This is a genomic window from Niallia sp. FSL W8-1348 (assembly GCF_038006745.1).
Classification (GTDB): Bacteria; Bacillota; Bacilli; order Bacillales; family Cytobacillaceae; genus Niallia; species Niallia alba.
On the sequence record NZ_JBBOVV010000001.1, the window covers coordinates 3682585 to 3702369 of the forward strand.

21 protein-coding genes are annotated in these 19785 nt (G+C 36.0%); 11 read left to right on the forward strand and 10 right to left on the reverse strand.

All coding sequences use genetic code 11. The annotated features are described in order from the left end of the window. Positions 1 to 33: 33 nt before the first annotated feature. Entirely contained in the window at positions 34 to 525 is a 492-nt protein-coding gene (locus NST60_RS17300; RefSeq protein ID WP_101729214.1) for a phosphatidylglycerophosphatase A family protein, read from the reverse strand. Positions 526 to 717: 192 nt separating this feature from the next. On the opposite strand from NST60_RS17300, the gene yutH reads away from it, so the two are divergent. After that, on the forward strand, positions 718 to 1719 hold the full coding sequence (gene yutH / locus NST60_RS17305) for a spore coat putative kinase YutH (RefSeq protein ID WP_016202412.1): 1002 nt from the start codon (positions 718 to 720) through the stop codon (positions 1717 to 1719). A gap of 657 nt (positions 1720 to 2376) precedes the next feature. Here the strand turns inward: yutH and NST60_RS17310 are convergent. Next, positions 2377 to 3492: an IS4 family transposase gene (locus tag NST60_RS17310; RefSeq protein ID WP_100525938.1), complete on the reverse strand. Its 1116-nt coding sequence runs from the start codon at positions 3490 to 3492 to the stop codon at positions 2377 to 2379. Positions 3493 to 3776: 284 nt separating this feature from the next. Between NST60_RS17310 and NST60_RS17315 the strand changes: the two genes are divergently transcribed. From NST60_RS17315 to thrB, 3 genes are read left to right on the forward strand one after another with little or no spacing between them, the layout of a single operon-like run. Further along, the gene (locus tag NST60_RS17315) at positions 3777 to 5072 is read left to right on the forward strand and encodes a homoserine dehydrogenase (protein ID WP_169189019.1); all 1296 of its coding nucleotides are present in this window, start codon (positions 3777 to 3779) and stop codon (positions 5070 to 5072) included. After that, a complete protein-coding gene (gene thrC / locus NST60_RS17320; protein ID WP_101729212.1) occupies positions 5072 to 6133 on the forward strand; it encodes a threonine synthase in 1062 nt (353 codons plus the stop codon). Before NST60_RS17315 ends, thrC begins: the two co-directional genes overlap by 1 nt. Further along, positions 6130 to 7050 (forward strand): homoserine kinase, encoded by a 921-nt coding sequence (gene thrB, locus NST60_RS17325; RefSeq protein ID WP_016202409.1) that lies wholly within the window; start codon positions 6130 to 6132, stop codon positions 7048 to 7050. The genes thrC and thrB overlap by 4 nt, the downstream gene beginning before the upstream one ends. 57 nt (positions 7051 to 7107) lie before the next feature. On the opposite strand, the gene NST60_RS17330 is transcribed toward thrB, so the two are convergent. Beyond that, on the reverse strand, positions 7108 to 7344 hold the full coding sequence (locus NST60_RS17330; RefSeq protein ID WP_016202408.1) for a NifU family protein: 237 nt from the start codon (positions 7342 to 7344) through the stop codon (positions 7108 to 7110). Positions 7345 to 7556: 212 nt separating this feature from the next. Here NST60_RS17330 and NST60_RS17335 point away from each other — a divergent pair, with 212 nt between their 5' ends. Then, positions 7557 to 7880, forward strand: a complete 324-nt coding sequence (locus NST60_RS17335) for a YuzD family protein (RefSeq protein WP_016202407.1) — start codon at positions 7557 to 7559, stop codon at positions 7878 to 7880. A 52-nt stretch (positions 7881 to 7932) separates the two neighbouring features. Here NST60_RS17335 and NST60_RS17340 read toward each other — a convergent pair whose 3' ends face one another. Continuing rightward, the gene (locus NST60_RS17340; RefSeq protein WP_016202406.1) at positions 7933 to 9006 is read right to left on the reverse strand and encodes an NAD(P)/FAD-dependent oxidoreductase; all 1074 of its coding nucleotides are present in this window, start codon (positions 9004 to 9006) and stop codon (positions 7933 to 7935) included. 203 nt (positions 9007 to 9209) lie between these two features. Between NST60_RS17340 and NST60_RS17345 the strand changes: the two genes are divergently transcribed. Then, a complete protein-coding gene (locus NST60_RS17345; protein ID WP_016202405.1) occupies positions 9210 to 9446 on the forward strand; it encodes a YuzB family protein in 237 nt (78 codons plus the stop codon). Positions 9447 to 9504: 58 nt separating this feature from the next. Here the strand turns inward: NST60_RS17345 and NST60_RS17350 are convergent, their stop codons facing one another. Beyond that, complete coding sequence (locus NST60_RS17350) at positions 9505 to 10191, reverse strand: DUF2225 domain-containing protein (protein WP_169189018.1); 687 nt, start codon at positions 10189 to 10191, stop codon at positions 9505 to 9507. 315 nt (positions 10192 to 10506) lie between these two features. On the opposite strand from NST60_RS17350, the gene NST60_RS17355 reads away from it, so the two are divergent. Beyond that, the gene (locus NST60_RS17355; RefSeq protein ID WP_016202403.1) at positions 10507 to 10872 is read left to right on the forward strand and encodes a HesB/IscA family protein; all 366 of its coding nucleotides are present in this window, start codon (positions 10507 to 10509) and stop codon (positions 10870 to 10872) included. A gap of 158 nt (positions 10873 to 11030) precedes the next feature. On the opposite strand, the gene NST60_RS17360 is transcribed toward NST60_RS17355, so the two are convergent. Then, the gene (locus tag NST60_RS17360) at positions 11031 to 12023 is read right to left on the reverse strand and encodes an NAD(P)/FAD-dependent oxidoreductase (protein WP_016202402.1); all 993 of its coding nucleotides are present in this window, start codon (positions 12021 to 12023) and stop codon (positions 11031 to 11033) included. Between the two features lie 316 nt (positions 12024 to 12339). Here NST60_RS17360 and NST60_RS17365 point away from each other — a divergent pair, with 316 nt between their 5' ends. Then, complete coding sequence (locus NST60_RS17365) at positions 12340 to 13047, forward strand: 3D domain-containing protein (RefSeq protein WP_101729210.1); 708 nt, start codon at positions 12340 to 12342, stop codon at positions 13045 to 13047. Between the two features lie 632 nt (positions 13048 to 13679). On the opposite strand, the gene NST60_RS17370 is transcribed toward NST60_RS17365, so the two are convergent. Then, positions 13680 to 14156, reverse strand: coding sequence for a divergent PAP2 family protein (locus tag NST60_RS17370; protein ID WP_101729209.1), 477 nt, complete (start codon positions 14154 to 14156; stop codon positions 13680 to 13682). A 407-nt stretch (positions 14157 to 14563) separates the two neighbouring features. Between NST60_RS17370 and NST60_RS17375 the strand changes: the two genes are divergently transcribed. Both NST60_RS17375 and tnpA read left to right on the forward strand, forming a co-directional pair. Then, a complete protein-coding gene (locus tag NST60_RS17375) occupies positions 14564 to 16066 on the forward strand; it encodes a leucyl aminopeptidase (RefSeq protein WP_169189017.1) in 1503 nt (500 codons plus the stop codon). A gap of 348 nt (positions 16067 to 16414) precedes the next feature. Then, entirely contained in the window at positions 16415 to 16882 is a 468-nt protein-coding gene (gene tnpA / locus NST60_RS17380; protein WP_100525941.1) for an IS200/IS605 family transposase, read from the forward strand. Positions 16883 to 17017: 135 nt separating this feature from the next. Here tnpA and NST60_RS17385 read toward each other — a convergent pair whose 3' ends face one another. Genes NST60_RS17385 through NST60_RS17395 form a run of 3 tightly spaced genes read right to left on the reverse strand, consistent with a single transcriptional unit; the run spans position 17018 to position 19333 of the window. Next, the gene (locus NST60_RS17385) at positions 17018 to 18031 is read right to left on the reverse strand and encodes an alpha/beta fold hydrolase (RefSeq protein WP_169189016.1); all 1014 of its coding nucleotides are present in this window, start codon (positions 18029 to 18031) and stop codon (positions 17018 to 17020) included. A gap of 2 nt (positions 18032 to 18033) precedes the next feature. Beyond that, positions 18034 to 18522 carry a hypothetical protein gene (locus NST60_RS17390; RefSeq protein WP_016202398.1) on the reverse strand — a complete coding sequence of 163 codons (489 nt, stop codon included), beginning with the start codon at positions 18520 to 18522 and terminating at the stop codon, positions 18034 to 18036. 43 nt (positions 18523 to 18565) lie between these two features. After that, complete coding sequence (locus tag NST60_RS17395; RefSeq protein ID WP_205835646.1) at positions 18566 to 19333, reverse strand: glucose 1-dehydrogenase; 768 nt, start codon at positions 19331 to 19333, stop codon at positions 18566 to 18568. Positions 19334 to 19577: 244 nt separating this feature from the next. On the opposite strand from NST60_RS17395, the gene NST60_RS17400 reads away from it, so the two are divergent. Then, on the forward strand, positions 19578 to 19769 hold the full coding sequence (locus tag NST60_RS17400; protein WP_016202395.1) for a hypothetical protein: 192 nt from the start codon (positions 19578 to 19580) through the stop codon (positions 19767 to 19769). The last annotated feature ends 16 nt before the right edge of the window (positions 19770 to 19785 follow it).

Genomic DNA, 19785 nt, shown 5'->3' on the forward strand with positions numbered 1-19785 from the left:
CGTCCTTTTTTGTAAAGCATTCAACTTCTTGACTTATTCCTCCCCTTTAGCACGGTGGGCTAGTCTACTTGAAGCAGCTGCTGCTATGGCACCGACAATGTCATCTAAAAAAGTATGACATTCACCAGTACTCTTATCATTTAACTTTTGTAAAATACCCGGTTTTAATTTATCTACATATCCGTAATTTGTAAATCCAATTGAGCCATAGACATTCACAATAGAAAAGGCAAGTACTTCATCTACCCCATAAAGACCTTCATCAGTTTCCACTATTTCTTGAAGGGGAGATTCTAAAAGCTTCTTTTCTGCCAGCACATCTAATTGAATTCCTGTAATAATAGCATTTTGAACCTCTCTTTTTGAAAGTACTCTTTCCACATTGTGAATACAGTCTTCCATTTGTAAATCTTTATGATACTTCTCTTGTAAAAGAAAAACAAGCTTCGCAATATCTTCTATGTCAACTCCGCGTTCATGTAACCACTTTCTAGCTGTTTTTTCTGTTAGGTCTTTTAATGACATGAACTTCACCTTTTCTTTATTTATTCACTATGTATTCACAGTGTTTATTATTATATGCACAATCATTGATAAATGTTCCTCTACTCCTATTGTTTCCAGGAACTTACTTTTCATTAATTTAATCCTCTTAACAAGTTTTAACAGTCTCAATCATATACTCCTAAAAGAGAGGGAAATGAGGAGGAGGAGAAATTGATTCAGAATATTTTATCTTCAAAGTATGGGATTGATGTGGAAGAGGAAACTAGAATTGGCCACTACGAAGCTTGTATTAGTCAAGGGAGACTATATACACTTGTTCCTGTAGGGAGTATAGACGAAGAAGAGCTAGACGAAAGAGACCAAATAGCTGCACATATATATCAGACTGGAGATCGACATGTCAGTATGTTATTAGAGACTAAAGAAGGCACAAAACAAACAGAAATGAATGAGCAACACTTTTGTGTACTTATTAATGATCGAATACGTCCATTTCAATCTCGACAATTAGGACGGAAACTGGGAAAGTTTCATTTTAGAGGAAGAACCGTTCAATTTGGTGTCCAAAAAATAAGTAGGATGGGACAATGGAAAAGTATGTGGGAACAAAGAATGGATCAAATGGAAGGTTTCTGGAACAGTATGTTATATAAACAACCAGAAAGTGACTTTGATAAATTATTTTTAGAGTCTTTTCCCTATTATATGGGAATTGCTGAGAATGCCATTCAATATCTTGTGGACACAGAATTAGATGATGATCCGAGCGCTGTAGATAGTGGTACGATTTGTTATAACCGTTTTACCAAAGATACATGGGCAGGAGAATATTATATCAAAAATCCATTTGACTGGGTTTTTGATCACTGTGGTAGAGATCTTGCTGAATGGACAAGAGATCGCTATTTTAGAAATATTAAAACATATCATAGAGAAGTGAAGACGTTTTATGAGGAATATCAAAGTGTCATGCCATTAAGCTCTTTTGCATGGAGATTAATATATGCCAGACTGTTATTCCCTATCCATTATGTTGAATGTGTAGAAAATTATTATTCTGCTACACATGAAGCAGACCAATTATTCTTAGAAGAAAAGTTAAAGAAAATGCTCAATCAATCAAGGGATTTAGAAATTTTTCTAAAGGAATTTTACCAAAATACAGAAGTACCAGTTAAAACAATGAAAATACCTATTGTTTCCTGGCTGTGAATAATGGGGAGAAGCAATGGTTATAGAAGATCTTGTTAAAATCACATTTTATGTTTTTAATAAGGTCTTTTTATATTTCATTAGGCTGTTTTCTAAAGGATTGATGTTTATTCGATAGGAAAAAAGAATTAGTTGGAAAATGGAGCAGCCGGAATACACGAAGACGAAGCGGAGGTGGCTTAAGCTTAGCCCACGGAAAGCGAAGTGTATTCCGGCAGCGGGTAATCGAAACAAACTTTATGAAAACAGCCTTTCATTAAAAGAATATATAGATTAGAGTGCGTTATATCTAGGGAGAAGAAAAGGTAACAGCAAAGATGATTAATCTAAACCTTCGCTCACATGTAAACATAATAGAGCGGAAAAACCATTAAAAAATATAAAATGTAAATAAAAATCTAAATATACATAAAATTTATAATTTTCCTTTTAGATTATTATCATCTTCCTATATAATGGATTCAATAAGTAAACGAGCATTCTTTTGATTTTTTTTAGAATAAATACATCACTAGTGTTGCATAAATTTTGTTAGAATATTCAGTTTAAATATGTCCCCTGTTAAGAGCCAAAAAAGTAAATACCCAACTAAAGGTGGATCCATCCATTTGGAAATTTTTTTACAATTAGACTTAAGAGACGACGACAATTTGTTTATTAAGGAATGGTTTTTCCTTCAATCTTTCGAAGCCAAATATGTGCTGGTTTCCACAAAGCTGCCCGTAAATATCGGCTAATTTGTAGGGTTTTTCGTTTACTTTTTGTCTCGATTTGTGCGAGAACATGCAGGCAAAAAACAATAAGTGCGATAAACACTTGATTCTGAATTGCCCATTCGCTTTGGCCGTAAAACTTTTTGATATGGAGATGTTGTTTAATCCATTTGAAAAATAACTCAATCGCCCAGCGTGATTTATACATCTTTGAGATTTCTTCAGCACTTAAATCAAAACGATTTGTGATTAAATGAAGCTCATTTCCTTTTGAATCAATCACTTTTAGAAGACGAAAGTAATTTTCGGCACGGTTTTGCGTCGTACCAATCAACACCATTTGATCCGACAAAACAGATGTATTCTCGGGTAGTTTAAAATCGTAAACCTCCCGTATGACTGCGTTTTTTCGCAGCCTAGAAAGGAAAAAGTAGCCGTCATCTGTCATCCGATCAAAGCGTTCGTAGTCTAAGTAACCACGGTCAAACACATACATACATTCCTTGTCATCAACCATTACTTCAAGCTGACCGCGGTCATGTTCTTTGGCCGTTGTCATAATGGCCTTTTCGGGATAGGATATACCTTTTTCCATAAACACAAGGCGTAAGTGCAATTTAACACCCGCTTTTGTTTTGCGGAATTTTGCCCATTTATGATTAGTCAAATTGAGAGGCAATGTGCTTGAATCAATGATTTTTAATGGCATCACAAGTTTCGTGTTGTGCGTTTTGGCATGAATTTGTGAAACTAAATCAAGGAAAAGCTTTTGGAATAAGTCTGGATTCATGCCATTTAAACGGCGTGAGAGTTGGGAAATACTGATAGAATCAAGATCAATGCCCTTTTGCAGTTGATCATCGAAAAGACAATCGCTCAGCGCATGCAGACTTTCGACTTCTTCTAGCTGCGCAAAAAGTAATAATTTTAGAAATGACTCTGTCGTTAGTTTTTTCGTATAGAAATCTAATTTCAACGTTTTCACGTTTTCTTCAAATAATTGAAGATTTATTGGTGAAAACCATTGTCCAAATGAAGTTTTTCGTGTAATCTTGTCCATGCGATAGTCCTTTTTAGTGGATTTGGACGGGTTACCACCTAACTTATCCATTATAAAGGACTTTTTCTTTGCATAAAATGATAAAATTGAACATTTCAAGTATTTTTAATAGTTAAATTAAATTAACGCAACACTAGTGTAAATACATATATATTCTATTTATAAAATAGAAATTTTTAAAGAATGTATAAACACCCCTTGTAAAAAAAGGATTCAAACACTATAATGTCTACTATACAAAGACAGTTGTTCTCGTAAAAAGAACATCAGCGGGAGGTAAACAGATGGAGACAATCTCAATTGGACTACTCGGATTAGGAACTGTTGGATCGGGTGTTGTGAAAATTATTGAAAATCATCAGGATAAAATTATGCATCAAGTTGGATGCCCAGTGAAAGTGAGAAAAATTCTTGTCAAAAATATCAATAAAGAGAGAGATGTTGAGTTAACAGATATTCTCTTAACGGGTGATGCAAATGACATTTTGGATGATCCTGAAATAGATGTGGTAATTGAAGTAATGGGTGGGATTGAAGAGACAAAGAATATCTTACTTAAAGCGTTAAATAACAAAAAGCAAGTAGTGACAGCCAATAAGGATTTAATGGCTGTACATGGGGCGGAACTTTTACAAGCAGCGTCCCATAATAATTGTGATTTATTTTATGAGGCTAGTGTTGCAGGGGGAATTCCGATTCTAAGAGGTTTAGTTGATGGATTAGCCTCAGATCGAATCGTTAAATTAATGGGAATTGTCAACGGGACAACTAATTTTATATTAACAAAGATGAGCCAGCAACAAAGAGCGTATGAAGATGTCCTAGCAGAAGCACAAGAATTAGGATTTGCAGAAAGTGATCCTACGTCAGATGTGGAAGGCCTAGATGCAGCAAGAAAAATGACTATTTTGGCAACACTTGGTTTTTCTATGAATATTGGCTTAGAAGATGTAAAAGTACAGGGGATTTCTAATGTAACAGATGAAGATATCCTGTATGGAAAGCAGTTAGGCTATACAATGAAGCTCATTGGCATTGCACAAAGGAACGAAGAAAAAGTAGAGGTTAGTGTGCAGCCAACTTTTATTGTAGATAGTCATCCATTGGCATCTGTTCATAATGAATACAATGCTGTATATGTGTACGGGGAAGCGGTTGGACAAACAATGTTTTATGGGCCAGGAGCTGGTAGTTTGCCTACAGCAACTGCTGTTGTATCTGATTTAATGAATGTATTGAAAAATATGAGATTAGGTGTAAATGGAAAAGGTGCCATTGCTCCACAATTTAAAAAGAAGCTAAAAGAACCAGATGAAATGTTCTCAAAATATTTCTTACGGTTACAGGTGAAAGATGAGGTTGGTGTGTTTGCTGAAATTACCTCCATCTTCTCGCAACACGGAGTAAGCTTTGAAAAGATTCTTCAATTGCCAGTGAAGGAAAAAGGATTAGCGGAAATTGTCTTAGTTACCCATCATGCTTCTTTATTAAACTATGAAAATATTTTATTAGAATTAAGCGATTTAGCATCTGTGCGAACAGTAAAAAGTTCTTATCGAGTTGAGGGAGGAATAAAGTAATGAGATGGAAGGGCCTTTTAGAAGAATATAAGGAATATTTACCAATAAATGAATCTACACCAATGTTAACACTGAATGAAGGAAATACTCCACTTATCAAGCTGGAAAAGTTGTCTGCAGAATGGGGAGTAGAGTTGTACGTAAAAACAGAAGGAACAAATCCAACTGGCTCATTTAAAGATAGAGGTATGGTAATGGCTGTTGCCAAAGCAAAGGAAGAAGGAAACTCAACAGTTATCTGTGCATCTACTGGAAATACATCAGCAGCAGCAGCAGCTTATGCTACACGTGCAGGAATGCGCTGTATTGTTGTTATACCTGAAGGGAAAATAGCGATGGGGAAACTCGCACAAGCCGTCATGTATGGTGCAGAGATTATTGCCATTGAGGGGAACTTTGATCAAGCTTTGCAAATGGTTCGAAAAATAAGTGAAACAGAACCAGTTGCACTTGTAAACTCTGTAAATCCATACCGATTAGAAGGGCAAAAAACAGCTGCATTTGAATTATGTGATCAATTGGGAGGAGCACCGGATATCTTAGCAATTCCAGTTGGAAATGCTGGGAATATTAGTGCCTATTGGAAAGGATTTAAAGAATATCACGAAGTAAAGCAAACGGGACTGCCTAAAATTCATGGCTTTGAGGCAGCGGGGGCAGCAGCGATTGTGCATAATCGGGTGTTTGAGAATCCAGAAACGATTGCTACAGCAATTCGTATCGGTAATCCAGCAAGCTGGAAGTTAGCTGTTCAAGCGCAAGAAGAGTCAAATGGAATTATAGATGAAGTAACAGATGAAGAGATTGTGGCTGCATATCGTGCGATTGCTGCTAAAGAAGGCGTTTTTGCTGAACCAGGTTCCTGTGCGTCTATTGCAGGTGTGTATAAACATATCCAAAATGGAAAAATTCCAAAGGGCAGCAAAATAGTAGCCATTCTTACAGGAAATGGCTTGAAGGATCCAAATACAGCTATCGATGTGAGTCCATTAAAACCAGTAGTGCTGCCTAATGATGAGAAAGCAGTCGCTAATCATATTAAAGGAGTCGTTCATATATGAACGAAGGTGAGATGTTACTGATTAAAGTTCCGGCAAGCACCGCAAACTTAGGTCCAGGCTTTGATAGTATTGGATTAGCGTTAAACTTATATTTAACATTGGAAGTTGCTCGAAGTGAATGTTGGGAGGTTATTCCGTTAACAGAGGAGCTGAAGGAATTTCCAAATGATGAAAGTAATTTCATTATTCGAACAGCAATCGAAGTTGCGAAGACATTTGAAACTATTCTTGCCCCTTGTCAGATTAAAGTTGACAGCAATATTCCTTTAGCAAGGGGACTAGGATCTAGCGCTTCTGCTATTGTTGCCGGAATTGAGCTAGCTGATCAAGTGGGGAATTTGCAGCTGACTAAACAACAGAAGTTTGAAATTGCCTCCAAAATGGAGGGTCATCCAGATAATGTTGGTGCGAGTATTTTTGGTGGATTAGTTATTGGCTGTCAAATAGGAGAAGAAGTGGATGCAGAAATCATTCATTCCATAGATTTAGATGTGTTGGCGGTCATTCCAGAAGAAGAGCTCTTAACGAAATCATCGCGGGGAGTATTGCCAAGCTCTCTTTCTTTTGGAGAAGCTGTTTCAGCAGGTGCCGTCTCCAATTTGCTAGTTGCAGCTCTGTTAACAGGCAATTTAAAGCTTGCAGGCAAGATGATGAAACAGGACAAGTACCATCAACCATATCGAAAAGAGCTTGTTCCACATTTGCAAATAATGGAGGAACAGGCCTATAAGCTTGGTGCATATGGTGTGGCTTTAAGTGGGGCAGGACCAACGGTGTTATGCTTTGTAAAGCCTGGAGAAATGGATTCGTTAATGGAAGGATTAACGGCTATACTACCTGAAATGTGTTTTCTACCTTTGGAAATAGATAAGGAAGGAAGTATTTGTTCTGGAGCTATTGCAACAGAGATTAAATAAGGAAAAGAGGATGCAATCGCATCCTCTTTCTCTTTCTGCTTTTCAATGTAGGAAGGATTAAAATACTTGCTCTACTTCATAAACGCCTGGTACTTCTTCTAATAAAGCACGCTCAATACCAGCTTTTAAAGTAATGGTAGAGCTTGGGCAGCTTCCGCAAGCACCTAGTAAGCGTAGCTTAACAATACCATCCTCAACATCAACTAATTCACAGTCTCCACCATCTCTTAAAAGGAATGGACGTAATTTATCTAGTACTTCTTGTACTTGTTCTTTTATTTCAACTTCTTGCATACATATCGACTCCTTTCCTATTATTTATTATAATCACATTAGGATAAAAAATCTATAATCAAGGAACACGAATTAAATAAACAATAAATGGATAGGTTGCAGATAATAGCAACAAACTTTACGAAAACAGCCAATGGATAAATAAAAAGGCACTATTATGAGTGTTGAAATATAGGATTAGCAAGCGTGTCTATATAAGGGGGAGATTTTATTTGAAAAAAGAAATTGAAGTAAGTATATATGGTGCAGATCAAATTTGTGCAAGCTGTGTTAATTTGCCATCCTCTAAAGATACATATGAATGGCTACAAGCTGCCTTAAGTAGAAAATTTCCAGAACAAACTTTTCACATTAATTACTATGATATTTTTCAAGCTAATTACGAGGAAGATAAAAATGAATTTTGCCGGAAAATTATTGATGAAGATTTGTTTTATCCAGTAGTCGTAATTGAAGGAGAGATTGTTGGTGAAGGCAATCCAAAATTGAAGAAAATATATGAGGAATTTAAGAAATACGGATATACGAGTATATAAATAGAAATAAAGAGTGCTGTTTTCCTATTGAAAACAGCACTCTAGTGCGTTATTAGTCAGTAATTTTATTTTTTTTATTTTTATCTTTCCATAAGACTCCGTGTTTAATTAAACGGGGAATTCTTCCTGTTAAAGCAGTTTTGGCAATGAGACCAAAACCGACTTTTTTTCCTAATGATCCAAGGACTCCTTTTAGCTTTATTGGAGGCAAATGATCTGGAAGTACTTTCCCTTTCCATCTTGATGTCAGGACAAAGGCAATTTGTTCTGCTTGACCTTCAGCAAGCTGTGCACTTGGGGGATGCTTTAAACTAGCACAATCGCCGACAACAAACACACGATCATTATTAGGAAGGTGATGATACTTTGATAAGGTAATTCGTCCTTTCTTATCTTTTTCCACATCTAGTGTACGTACTATTTTATTTGGCTGTATGCCAGCAGTCCAAACAATGCAGTCAAAAGGAATCGGGCTTCCATGGTTATAAACGATATCCTCTTCTATGCGCGTAATTACACTGTTTTTAATAACAATTACTTTTTTGTCCTTAAACCATCGTTCTACATAATTTCTTACTTTTTTAGGATAGGAAGATAGTATAGCATCCCCACGATCGAAAAGTGATATTTGTAACTTACTACTTTCAGCTAATTCAGCTGCTAATTCCACTCCACTTAATCCACCGCCAATAATAGCTATCTTTGCTCCCTCAGGTAAGTGGCGGAGCTGCTTATGTGTACGTTTAGATTTACTTATGGTTTGAATGCTATGAGTGTATTTTTCTGCACCTTCGACTTGATGATAATTGTCTTCACAGCCAAGTCCAATAATTAAATCATCGTATTCAATTGGATTTTTTCCCGTCAACCAAACTTTATTATTGTGTAAATCAATTTTTTCCACTTCTGCTTGTATTAGGCTTACTTGAGGGTGATTAGGAAAAGGAATTTGTAGGCTCTTATCATGAACAGTACCAGCGGCAATTGCATAATATTCTGTCTTAAGAAAGTGAAATGGTACTTTATCTATTAAGATGACCATTAAATCATATGGTAAATGAGGTATGATGGAGGATAAAACGCGCATACCGCCATATCCACCACCTAATATTACTAATTTTTTCATTCTTTCCCCCCTTTAATATAAGCGCAAAGATATCTATAGCGATATAAATCGTCCATAAAAGTCGGAGCTTCTCCTTAGAGTATATTAAAAGATTAGGACAGTTTATTCGTTTTTACAGTAGGAAAATGGCTTTTTCTCTTTAGTATTCTTTGCAACAATTCCAAGAAAAAACTAGTATAATTTACAGGAGAGAGGTGAGACGTTTGTTTAAACCATTGATCGAATTTTGTCTTAGTAACCTTTCATCTGGTGCTTACGAAGCGAAAGAAATGCTTGAGCAGGATGAAACGGTAGATGTTATTGAGTATGGCTGCTTAAGTTATTGTGGACAATGTGGAGAAGCGTTATTTGCTCTCGTAGATGGAGAAGTAATAACAGGAGAAGATTCGAAAGATCTGGTGAAAAATATTTATCAATATTTAGAAGAAAACCCTTTTTAATAAAAACAGTTTAAATCAGCGGCGAGAAGAAAAAATCAACCCACTGATTTAAACTGTTTTATATGAAAGTTTTTTGGTAATCTCTCATTTCCTGCCAACTTTCTTTGGCAAGCTTCACAATTTGTGTTTCCACTGTTCTACTTTGTTGCTCGATTACTTTCGAAAAATATTTAGTAGCCTTTTCAAGATTATTCGTACGCTTAGAAAGATCTGCTATTAAATAAATCGTTCTTAATTCTGATACTTGGGTCCCTTGGTAATCACCAACCGAATAGGAGGTCTCATATTCTGATAATGCAAGGTTTATAAAACGCATTTCCCGGTCTGTATTATTTAACATCCGATAATGCCATGCAATTCGCAGATGAAGACCTGCGAGGGTAATATGCTTGTCCTTCCGTAAAGATGCGCAATAAGCGGCTAACTTATAAGTTTTAACACTATCTTCTATACTACGCACCTCACCAAATGAATGAGGAATCCATTGGGAACATACTTTTTCAATCAGCATCATTTTACTATCGGGAGAAAAAGAAGGAACTGTATCATCACTGTAAGAAAAGCCACAAGCTGGGCAAACATTTATGAAATAAAGGAGAGGATTATGCTCAGCGTAAATAGGAAAAAAATCTGTATCTAATTTCTCCAATTTAACAAATCTTGAACGTAATTTTTTTGTAGTAAATTTAGTATGACAAAGCAAACAAGTGCATTGTTTATCATATAATGGTTCAATTTTGTTCAAGTTGCTCACTCCTTTGTTTGATGGGTAATAAGGCGCATTCGCTATATTTACTATTATACATTACAGTGAGTAATACTTCCTATACAAATATTATAAATAGGTAAAAAGTCTTTGTTTTGAGTATCTGTCGGTTTTAGTGGGAAAGGAAAACGGATAAATTTGTATTTATGATGAGGTAACAAATGATTATTTTGCAAATACTTGCAACAATACGTAACCTTTTGTTACCAGGTTTTACACAAGTCCCTTCAGTTGAGTAGTTGGGAATAGAGGTATATAATAAAAAATAATGATACGTTGAAAGGAGAATGGACAGTGACAGAAGAAATTGTACACATAACAGAAGCCGCTGCTCTTCAAATAAAAGAAATGATGAAGGAAAATGACGAAGAAAATTCTTATTTAAGAGTAGCAGTAAAAGGTGGAGGCTGCAGTGGTTTATCTTATGGAATGGGCTTTTCACCAGAAAAAGAAGAGAATGATCAATTGTTTGAGCAATTTGGTATTCGTGTTTTAGTAGATCAAAACGATGGTCCAATTCTAAAAGGAACAAAAATTGATTACAAACAATCTCTAATGGGCGGAGGCTTCACCATCGATAATCCAAATGCGATTGCTTCATGCGGTTGTGGGTCATCTTTCCGTACAGCAAAAGTGGCTGGGACACCTGAAGAGTGCTAATTACGAAGAGCTGAATAATGAACACGACTATTCAATTAGATGATAGTCGTGTTTTTTGTTAGCAACAAATAAAATACTGTTATCAATCTTTGTTTTTTCAAGAGCAATTCAATGAATTGTGAAAAAGAAGCAAAAGATTGTCCTCCGTCTTAGTAGGTTTATTTAAATAAAGAAGTACTATGAAGCGGTTGTACTCGCGCTTTCGGATCCATATATGTTTTGGCATTATTAACAGCTGTAGGTGCTTCGCCGAATCCAGTAGCAATTAATTTTACTTTTCCGTCATATGTGCAGATATCGCCTGCAGCATAGATACCTGGAATATTCGTTTCCATTTTGCTGTTAACAACAATGGAGTTCTTTTGAATATCAAAGCCCCATTCTTTAATTGGACCTAAGGAAGAAACAAATCCGTAGTTTACAATGACTGCATCTACATCAATAATTTCTTTTTCTTGTGTTGTTACATTCTCAAGAATAACTTGTTTAATCTCCTCATCTCCCACTAATTCAGAAGGAATATAAGGTGTTTTAATGTTAACTTTTGAATTTTTAAGGTTTTCTACGCTATGCTCATGTGCACGGAATTTATCGCGTCTATGTGCTAGATAAACGGTATCAGCAATAGGCTCTAGCATTAATGCCCAGTCTACGGCAGAATCCCCACCGCCAAACACCATTACTTTTTTTCCTGCAAATTGATTTAAGTCATTGATAAAGTAATGAAGGTTTTTTCCTTCAAATTCTTTTGCTTGCTCCAATTCTAATCTACGAGGTTGGAATGCTCCGTTTCCAGCTGTAATAATAATTGTTTTGGAATAATGTACTTCTTTATCTGTAGTGATTTTGAAAATACCATCCCCTTGTTTTTCAACCGTTTGAACAGCTTGTTCTAGCACGATAGACTGTTCAAATTTTTTCATTTGCTCTTCTAAGTTATCAACTAACTCTTGAGCGCGAATTTTCGGAAATCCAGCAATATCATATATATATTTTTCAGGATAGAGTGCTGTAAGCTGACCGCCAAGTGCAGGGAGACTTTCAATGATTTTGACGGTTGCTTGTCTCATCCCTCCATAGAAAGCAGTGAACATTCCAACAGGTCCACCACCAATAACTGTAATATCATAAATGGTTTGATTTTCTTCCAATTTTCCTAAACCCTCCTAATAAAGATTGATTCTACAAGCTATCATATCACAATGATTATGATTTCTCACTTTTTTAATCTTCAGCAGAACCACATCCTACTTTTTTAAAATGGTATAGTTAAAATTTGGTAGTTTTCCTCTGTTAACATCGATTATTGACTAGTGGAAGGAATAAGAAACAATCGATTAGTGTATCCTAACTGATATTTTTTTGCATTATTTGGTATTTTACTAGGGGAAAAGTTCCGCTTTTTAACTATTTATGAATAAATTCTTTGAATATGGGAAATGAATAGTTTTGGGAGGAGTGAAAAATATGAATTTTTATAAAAAGTTTTTTAGAAGGGTAGGCATGGTTCTACTTTTTATGGCAGCACTACTAACCACATTTCAGTCAATTTCAGGTGTAAAGGCTAGTTCGATAAATTATAGCAGTTACGAACAAGTAGAAGCAAGCGAAGATAACGATCAGTTTGATCATACAATAAAGCAAATTGGTGTAGCATTAAAAAGCTTTAAAAAAGTATTAGTGGACAAAACACAAATTTCATCAAGTAAAGAGGTTGCAGGTAAACCTCCTTTGCTAGAAAATATGAAAGATTGGTCACAATATCCAACAAAAAGAGTCGTTGCAACTGGATATACAGCTGGATATGAATCAACAGGTAAGAATCCTGGGCATCCCCAGTTTGGAATCACTTATTCAGGAGTAAAAGTAAAAAGAGATTTATATAGTACAATTGCTGCTGATACTAGTGTATTTCCAATCGGTACTATTCTTTTCATCCCTGATTATGGATTTGGAGTAGTTGCTGATACTGGTTCAGCGATTAATGGAAATAAACTAGATTTATACTATGAAACCGTAGATGACGTCTATAGTCAATGGGGCAAGAAAACAATCGATGTATACATAGTGGAAATGGGTAAAGGGAAATTAACAGAAGAAACATTAAGTTCATTAAATGAAGAAGAATCTATGCAAGTATTCCGTCAACAGTATACTAAAGCAGAAAATAAATAATTACATAGATAAATCGAAAACCGATGTCTTATAGAAAGTGTTTTTTACAAGAATCAAGAAGGTTTGTGTGAGCCTTCCTTTAGGATATCCACATTTTTATACTAGAATTAAAGGCTGGAACAACAGTATTCTAACCAAGGATAAATTCGAACAATTATATGGAGATGTTAATCAAATTTTCGTATAATTGTTTGTTTTTTTCATTCTGAATGGGTTTTGTGGTAGTCACCCGCAGACTGAATACACTTCGCTTTCCATGGGGCGAGCGCCGAGCCGCTTCGGCTTCGCCTGCAGGGTCTCGGACTTTCTCGCAGCTCCCATAGGAGTCTACGTGTATTCAGTCTGCTCCGTTTTTCCTAATAATTATATTTTCTTTATTAAAAAATGATGGAACGAAACAACCTTTAAAAACGGGGTGAAATGGAGCGGAGGACACTCGACTCCTGCGGGAAGTAGAGCAAAGCCTAAGACCCCACAGGCTTTAGCCGAGGAGGCTTAGGTTGCTCCCCGCGGAAAGCGAGGGTCTGTAGCGCAATGGAACGAATTGGTTTTACTACTAAATGAGAGATTGTTCGTCTTTACGCATTATATATTGGTTTTGTCCCAGCGTCTTTATTATTCAAATAGCAGTATTAATAAATTAACATATGTAAAAGTAGTGTTAATAGAATTCCTGTTAGTCCACCAAAAAATACCTCAATTGGTTTATGTCCCAATAATTCTTTTAATTCTTTTCTTTTTTCTTGTTCTGGTTTGTTTTGCCATCCTTTTGCTTCGTTTAAGAACTTATTAAAATCATTTACTAAACGATTTAAAACAATGGCTTGTTCTCCTGCTTGCCTTCTAACCCCTGTTGCATCAAACATAGTGATAATCGCAAAGATTGCAGCAACAGCAAATATTGGTGAATCAAATCCTGTTTGAAGTGCAATCCCTGTTGAAAGGGCGGTCACAGCGGCTGAATGAGAACTTGGCATGCCTCCAGTACTAGTTAACAAAGACCAATCAATTTTTTTTGTAACAAAAAAGGTAATCGGTACTTTGACAAATTGTGCAAAAAAGATTGCAAATAAGCTCGCAAGTAAAGGGAAGTTAGCTAGTAGTTCCATAAAAAAACACCTCGTCATTTCTTGGTAGAATCTGTAGTACTTTTAGTATGTATACCTTATTTAACTCATTATTAATCTTTCATATAAGGAATGTTAATGGAAATAAGGAGGTAGACAGTGGAGTTAATAATAGAGTGTAATGATTTTCTTTATGTATGTATATTTTTAAAGCCATCGAAGAGTAATAAATGCCATTATGGTTGCCTATTAGGATAGCATTGACTACGCCTCTAATTTTTGCGTTTCCACTTATCTTATTATAACATAACCAATTATCGAGCTTTCTACTTAAATTCGAAAAAATCTTTTTATATTTGCAGAATAGATGTTAGAAAATTTAATTAGCTATACGAAATGATGAATAAATTCGTTATAATGGAAGAAGAAATGAATGGAGGAATGAGTATATGTTTTCATATCAGTCAGAATGGGAATTGCAAAATAACCATGAAAGTATCATTGTCGGGTTATTTGATAAATCAATTAAATTAGAAGGAAAGCTTCAACAATTAGATGAACGCTTTGATGGAGAGTTAACCAATCTAGTAAAAGATGGCGATATTTCAGCAAAGAAAAAATCCATTACGGTTATACATACTTTTGGGAAAATTGGAGCAAAAAGAATTGTTTTTGTTGGATTAGGCAAGGAAAAAGAACTTTCTTTTGATGAACTAAAAGAAATCTTTGGAGCAACATTTAAACGTATTAAAAGTGAAAAATGGGTGGAAACAGCTATTTATTTGGATTCCTTTGTAACAGAACAGAATGAAGCACAGGATGTTGCGCATGCATGCAGTGAAGCATTTGGGCTTTCTACGTATGAATTTGCAGGCTATAAGCAAAAGTCTAATGAACCAGAAAAGGAAATTATGGAAATTACCGTCTATAGCAATGCGGAAGGTGAAGAAGTAAAGGCATCACTAACGGTAGGTTATGTATATGGACAAGCAACAAACTCTGCTCGTACGCTAGTTAATCTACCAGGAAATATGTTAAAGGCAACAGATCTAGCTAATTTTGCTTTAGAATTAGCAGGAAAATATGGATTTGAAGCAGAAATCTTAGAAAAAGAAGATATGCTAAAGCTTGGGATGGGTGCGTTACTGGCAGTAAACCAAGGTTCTACCGAGCCTCCTAAAATGATTGTTCTAAAATATCAAGGAAAAGAAAACTGGGAAGATGTCATTGGCTTAGTAGGAAAAGGGATTACGTTTGATACAGGTGGCTATTCTATTAAGACAAAAGCAGGTATTGTTGGCATGAAAACAGATATGGGTGGAGCTGCAGCAGTACTTGGGGCAATGGAGATTATTGGAGAATTAAGACCAGAACAAAACGTTGTTGCCGTTATTCCATCTACTGACAATATGATAAGTGGTCATGCATTTAAACCAGATGATGTTATCACATCTATGAGTGGAAAGACAATTGAAGTATTAAATACGGATGCAGAAGGTCGGTTAGTTTTAGCAGATGCAGTAACCTATGCTAAACATCATGGAGCTAATTATCTTGTTGATGTTGCAACACTAACAGGTGGGGTAATCACTGCATTAGGGATGGAGACAACTGGTGCCATGACGAATAATGAATCATTATTTGAACAAGTGCTAGAAGCATCCTATGAAGCGGGCGAGCAAATGTGGAGATTGCCTATTTTTGATAGTCATAAGAAATTAGTACGCAATAGCCCGATTGCTGATTTAAATAATTCACCAGGTGGAGCAGGGCATGCAATTATGGGTGGTGCATTTATTGGAGAATTTGCAGAGGAAACTCCATGGGTACATCTAGATATTGCTGGAACGTCAACGCAAAGTAAAACAACTGATTTAGGTCAAGCAGGTGCAACGGGCGTCATGACAAGAACTTTAGCACTATTTGTGGAAAGATTTGAAGGTGCAAAATAAAGATATTTTATCTCGCTCTTAACGGACAGCAAGCCGCCAGCTCAAGCTGTGGAAAATCGAGGAAGCTACTAGGTGTTGAAATTCCCCTGTAAAGGTCCGATAAGTGCAACTAACTATCAGTGGGAGAGGATAAAAAACCACTGGTGGAAGTTTTCTAATATATGTAATTTGCCAAAGCCCCTATAAGAAACGGGACTTTGGCATCTTTTTTTGATGGTTTCGAAAACCCCTGGCTATTCCGGGGGTTCCGGAGAGCTTATAGCGAGGTAACAAAAAAACCTCCTTTCATGGTAGGATAAAGTTGGTTTCCCGACCACTTTATCTCACGCAAGAAGGAGGTATGCCCTTATGAAGGACATGAACAGTTTAGCACATACAACATGGAATTGTAAGTACCACATAGTCTTTGCCCCAAAATACAGAAGGCAAATTATTTATGGCAAATACAAAAAGAGTATTGGACAAATCATAAGAGAGCTATGTGAAAGAAAAGGTGTCATCATCCATGAAGCAAATGCCTGTCCAGATCATATCCATATGTTGGTTAGTATCCCACCAAAATTAAGTGTATCGCAGTTCATGGGTTACTTAAAAGGAAAAAGTAGCCTGATGATATTTGATCGACATGCGAACTTGAAATATCGCTATGGGAATCGGAAATTTTGGTGTCGTGGTTTCTACGTTGATACGGTGGGGAGAAATAAGAAACAAATACAAGAATATATAAGAAATCAGCTGAAAGAAGATTATATGGCTGATCAGCTAACATTGTTCGAAGAATTTGATCCGTTCACGGGTGAGAAAAATCGGAAGTAAATAAAGAAATTCTTTAGAATTAGTGAGTGAATGTGGTGCAGAAGGGAAACCTTTTCAGTGGGCCTTTAAGGCCGAGGCCGGTAAGAGAGGCTTTTAGCCGCAGAGCAAACCACCAGTTCACACTGGTGGTTTTGATTAAATAGACGTACTATGAGCTCTCAGCCAAGATTCCATCGGCTCTGGCATATGTGATTTCGCAACAAGACCAGCATGCCCTCCTTCAAATAAAACGAAGGATTTATCTTTGCTTGAAACAAGATTCATGATTGGTTCGCAAAGTGAACTAGGAACAAGAGGATCATTTTTGGTGGAAAATACGAGTAGATTGGATTGGATGTTAGAGAAATCAATTTCTTCTCCATTGATTGTTAATCCACCCTCAACCATTTTATTATCCCTTACAAAATCATTCATAATTTGTTTAAATGTTTCACCAGCAACTGGAATATGATCAAGTGTCCATTTGTTCATTCTTGCCCATTTCTCGGTGTAATTCTTTTCTCCAGAACGATTGAGAAGTGCTAAATAATGACTGAATGACAAGGGGGCAACAAGTAATCTTGTCCCGTATTTTACCGATTCTGGTGGAATGATCCCCATTTTATCAATAAGTTCGTCAATCTGTAATTCATTTTCGCGAAGGGCCATCAGCCAATTATTGTAATCAGGAAAAGCAGAAAAATCGATAGGCGAAACAGCTAGAATTAAATTTTTTATATGACGATTATCTAATGCAGCAAATATGGTAGCAAGTGTTCCTCCTAGACAAAAACCAATGACTGTAAAAGAATCCGTTCTGGCATGTCGAATTGCCCTTTTAAATCCTTGCTGAATGTACTTTGTTATATAATCATCTATTGTTAAGTGGCGATCTTCATATGCAGGTATACCAAAATCGATTAAATATACATCATATCCTGCAGTATTAAACGCCTCGATTAAACTCATAGAAGGACCTAAGTCGAGAATATATGGTTTATTTACGATAGAATAAATAAGGTAGATGGATTCTTTGTATTTTCTTCTTTTAGCAGGGTAGTACCACAACGTTGCTTTATTTTTCTTCCATATTGCATATCTTTCTGATTGCCCGACAACTGGATCGTACGATAAGGTATGAATGAAATTAGCTAGATTTTTTTTTGCCATTTTTATATCGCCTGATTAGTAAAGTTGAATTCTTCTTTTTGGGAATCCAATTGTTGTCTTGCTTGCACTAATTCATTTTGTAGAGTAGAAATTCTTTGCTCTTGCTCGGTGATTTTATTGGTCAATTGATTGGAATAATCATCAGAAGGGTTACTGCCTAGTTGTTCGATTAGTTGTTTAACTTCCTTCATCATATTTGTTAATTCAAATAATTGATCATCTAGACTATCAATTTTTTCTTCAGATTGAAGAATTAGTTGGGTTGCATTCGCTAAATCTGTTTTAGTAGGAAGATTAATATAATTACTTAATTGTTCTGTGTAATTTTGAATTTGATCTATTTTGTTGGTTAATGGATTTGCTTTTGAATTAGTTAAATCAATGATAGACATTTGATTTAAGCTATTTTTAATTCGATTATTTAATCGATATTGTAGCAATGTTCCACCTTTTTTTAATAACTCATAAAAGTCGATTGTAACATGAGCCATTTTCCTATCCCTCTTTCTTTTCTTTTTTTAGCTTGCACTTTACTTATAGACTTGAAGAAAGTCCACCATCAATGGCAATAGTTTGTCCGGTGATATAATTGGATGCTTCTCCGGACAAGAGAAGAATAATTCCGTCTAAATCAGTTAGTTCCCCTAAACGTCCTGCCGGAATTCTGGCAGTAATTTGTTTATAATGGTCTTCAAATACTGTCGTTATTTTTGTCGGGAAAAATCCTGGTGCAATCGCATTTACTTGTATATTGTAGGGGGCTAATTTTATAGCTAATTCCTTAGTTAACGTAATAAGTGCACCCTTACTTGTGTTATACGCAATCGCATCTAATAATTGTGGTGGTGTACCATTAAATGCTGTAACGGAAGAAACATTGATAATTTTGCCTTGTTTTTGCTCCACCATTTGTTTAGCGACTGCCTGTGAAAATAAAAAAGAACCTTTAAGATTAACCTCGAGCACTTTGTCCCATTTGTCCTCTGGATAATCTAGAAAAGGTGCCATCCAGGAAGTACCACTGTTATTAATTAAGATGTCTATCGTTCCGAATTTGGCGATTGTTTTACTTATAACACGGTCTATCTCCTCTTTTTTGGATACATCGCAAGGAAGGGCTAATACGTTTACCCCTTTATTCTGTAACTTAGTAGCTGTCTTTGTACACTGTTCTATGTTTCTCGAACAAATGACGATATTAGCACCTGCTTCCCCTAATGTAGTAGCCATCTGTTCTCCTAATCCTCGACTCCCTCCAGAGATAATTGCTGTCTTATTCGTGAAATCCAAAAGTGAATTCATTTTATTTACCATTCCTCCTGCGACATCTATTCCATATAGTATAGACAAGCAATGTCCTAAGGGTGAATAAATTAATGGATTTACCTATGCCTATCCTAATTCTTCCTTATTTACAAATAGTGATGGCTTTGTCCTATTTGGAAATTTAGGATTAACAGGCGATAGCCCAGTCCAAAAAGAGGGCATTCGCATAGAAAATAGAGAGAGAGAAATAAGTCTAAAAAGAGAGTGGAGGTAATTGTGAATGATGCATGGATATCCTTATCAATATCCGCAGCAAGATTCCAGAGCTTGGTTTGCAGCACCATTTGTGGGCGGTTTATTAGGCGGAGTATTAGGCGGAGCTTTAGTTAGACCTAGACCGTTTTATGGCCCGGTGCCATATGGTCCAGTCCCATATGGCCCAGTACCATACGGACCTTATCCTTATTACTAAAATATCGTGGTTATAT

Bases quoted from the DNA above. Each gene is read 5' to 3' on its own strand.
- NST60_RS17300 (WP_101729214.1), bottom strand. From the start codon at position 525: ATGTCATTAAAAGACCTAACAGAAAAAACAGCTAGAAAGTGGTTACAT.
- NST60_RS17310 (WP_100525938.1), bottom strand. From the start codon at position 3,492: ATGGACAAGATTACACGAAAAACTTCATTTGGACAATGGTTTTCACCA.
- NST60_RS17315 (WP_169189019.1), top strand. From the start codon at position 3,777: ATGGAGACAATCTCAATTGGACTACTCGGATTAGGAACTGTTGGATCG.
- thrC (WP_101729212.1), top strand. From the start codon at position 5,072: ATGAGATGGAAGGGCCTTTTAGAAGAATATAAGGAATATTTACCAATA.
- thrB (WP_016202409.1), top strand. From the start codon at position 6,130: ATGAACGAAGGTGAGATGTTACTGATTAAAGTTCCGGCAAGCACCGCA.
- NST60_RS17330 (WP_016202408.1), bottom strand. From the start codon at position 7,344: ATGCAAGAAGTTGAAATAAAAGAACAAGTACAAGAAGTACTAGATAAA.
- NST60_RS17340 (WP_016202406.1), bottom strand. From the start codon at position 9,006: ATGAAAAAATTAGTAATATTAGGTGGTGGATATGGCGGTATGCGCGTT.
- NST60_RS17365 (WP_101729210.1), top strand. From the start codon at position 12,340: ATGAATTTTTATAAAAAGTTTTTTAGAAGGGTAGGCATGGTTCTACTT.
- NST60_RS17370 (WP_101729209.1), bottom strand. From the start codon at position 14,156: ATGGAACTACTAGCTAACTTCCCTTTACTTGCGAGCTTATTTGCAATC.
- NST60_RS17375 (WP_169189017.1), top strand. From the start codon at position 14,564: ATGTTTTCATATCAGTCAGAATGGGAATTGCAAAATAACCATGAAAGT.
- tnpA (WP_100525941.1), top strand. From the start codon at position 16,415: ATGAAGGACATGAACAGTTTAGCACATACAACATGGAATTGTAAGTAC.
- NST60_RS17385 (WP_169189016.1), bottom strand. From the start codon at position 18,031: ATGGCAAAAAAAAATCTAGCTAATTTCATTCATACCTTATCGTACGAT.
- NST60_RS17390 (WP_016202398.1), bottom strand. From the start codon at position 18,522: ATGGCTCATGTTACAATCGACTTTTATGAGTTATTAAAAAAAGGTGGA.
- NST60_RS17395 (WP_205835646.1), bottom strand. From the start codon at position 19,333: ATGAATTCACTTTTGGATTTCACGAATAAGACAGCAATTATCTCTGGA.
- NST60_RS17400 (WP_016202395.1), top strand. From the start codon at position 19,578: ATGATGCATGGATATCCTTATCAATATCCGCAGCAAGATTCCAGAGCT.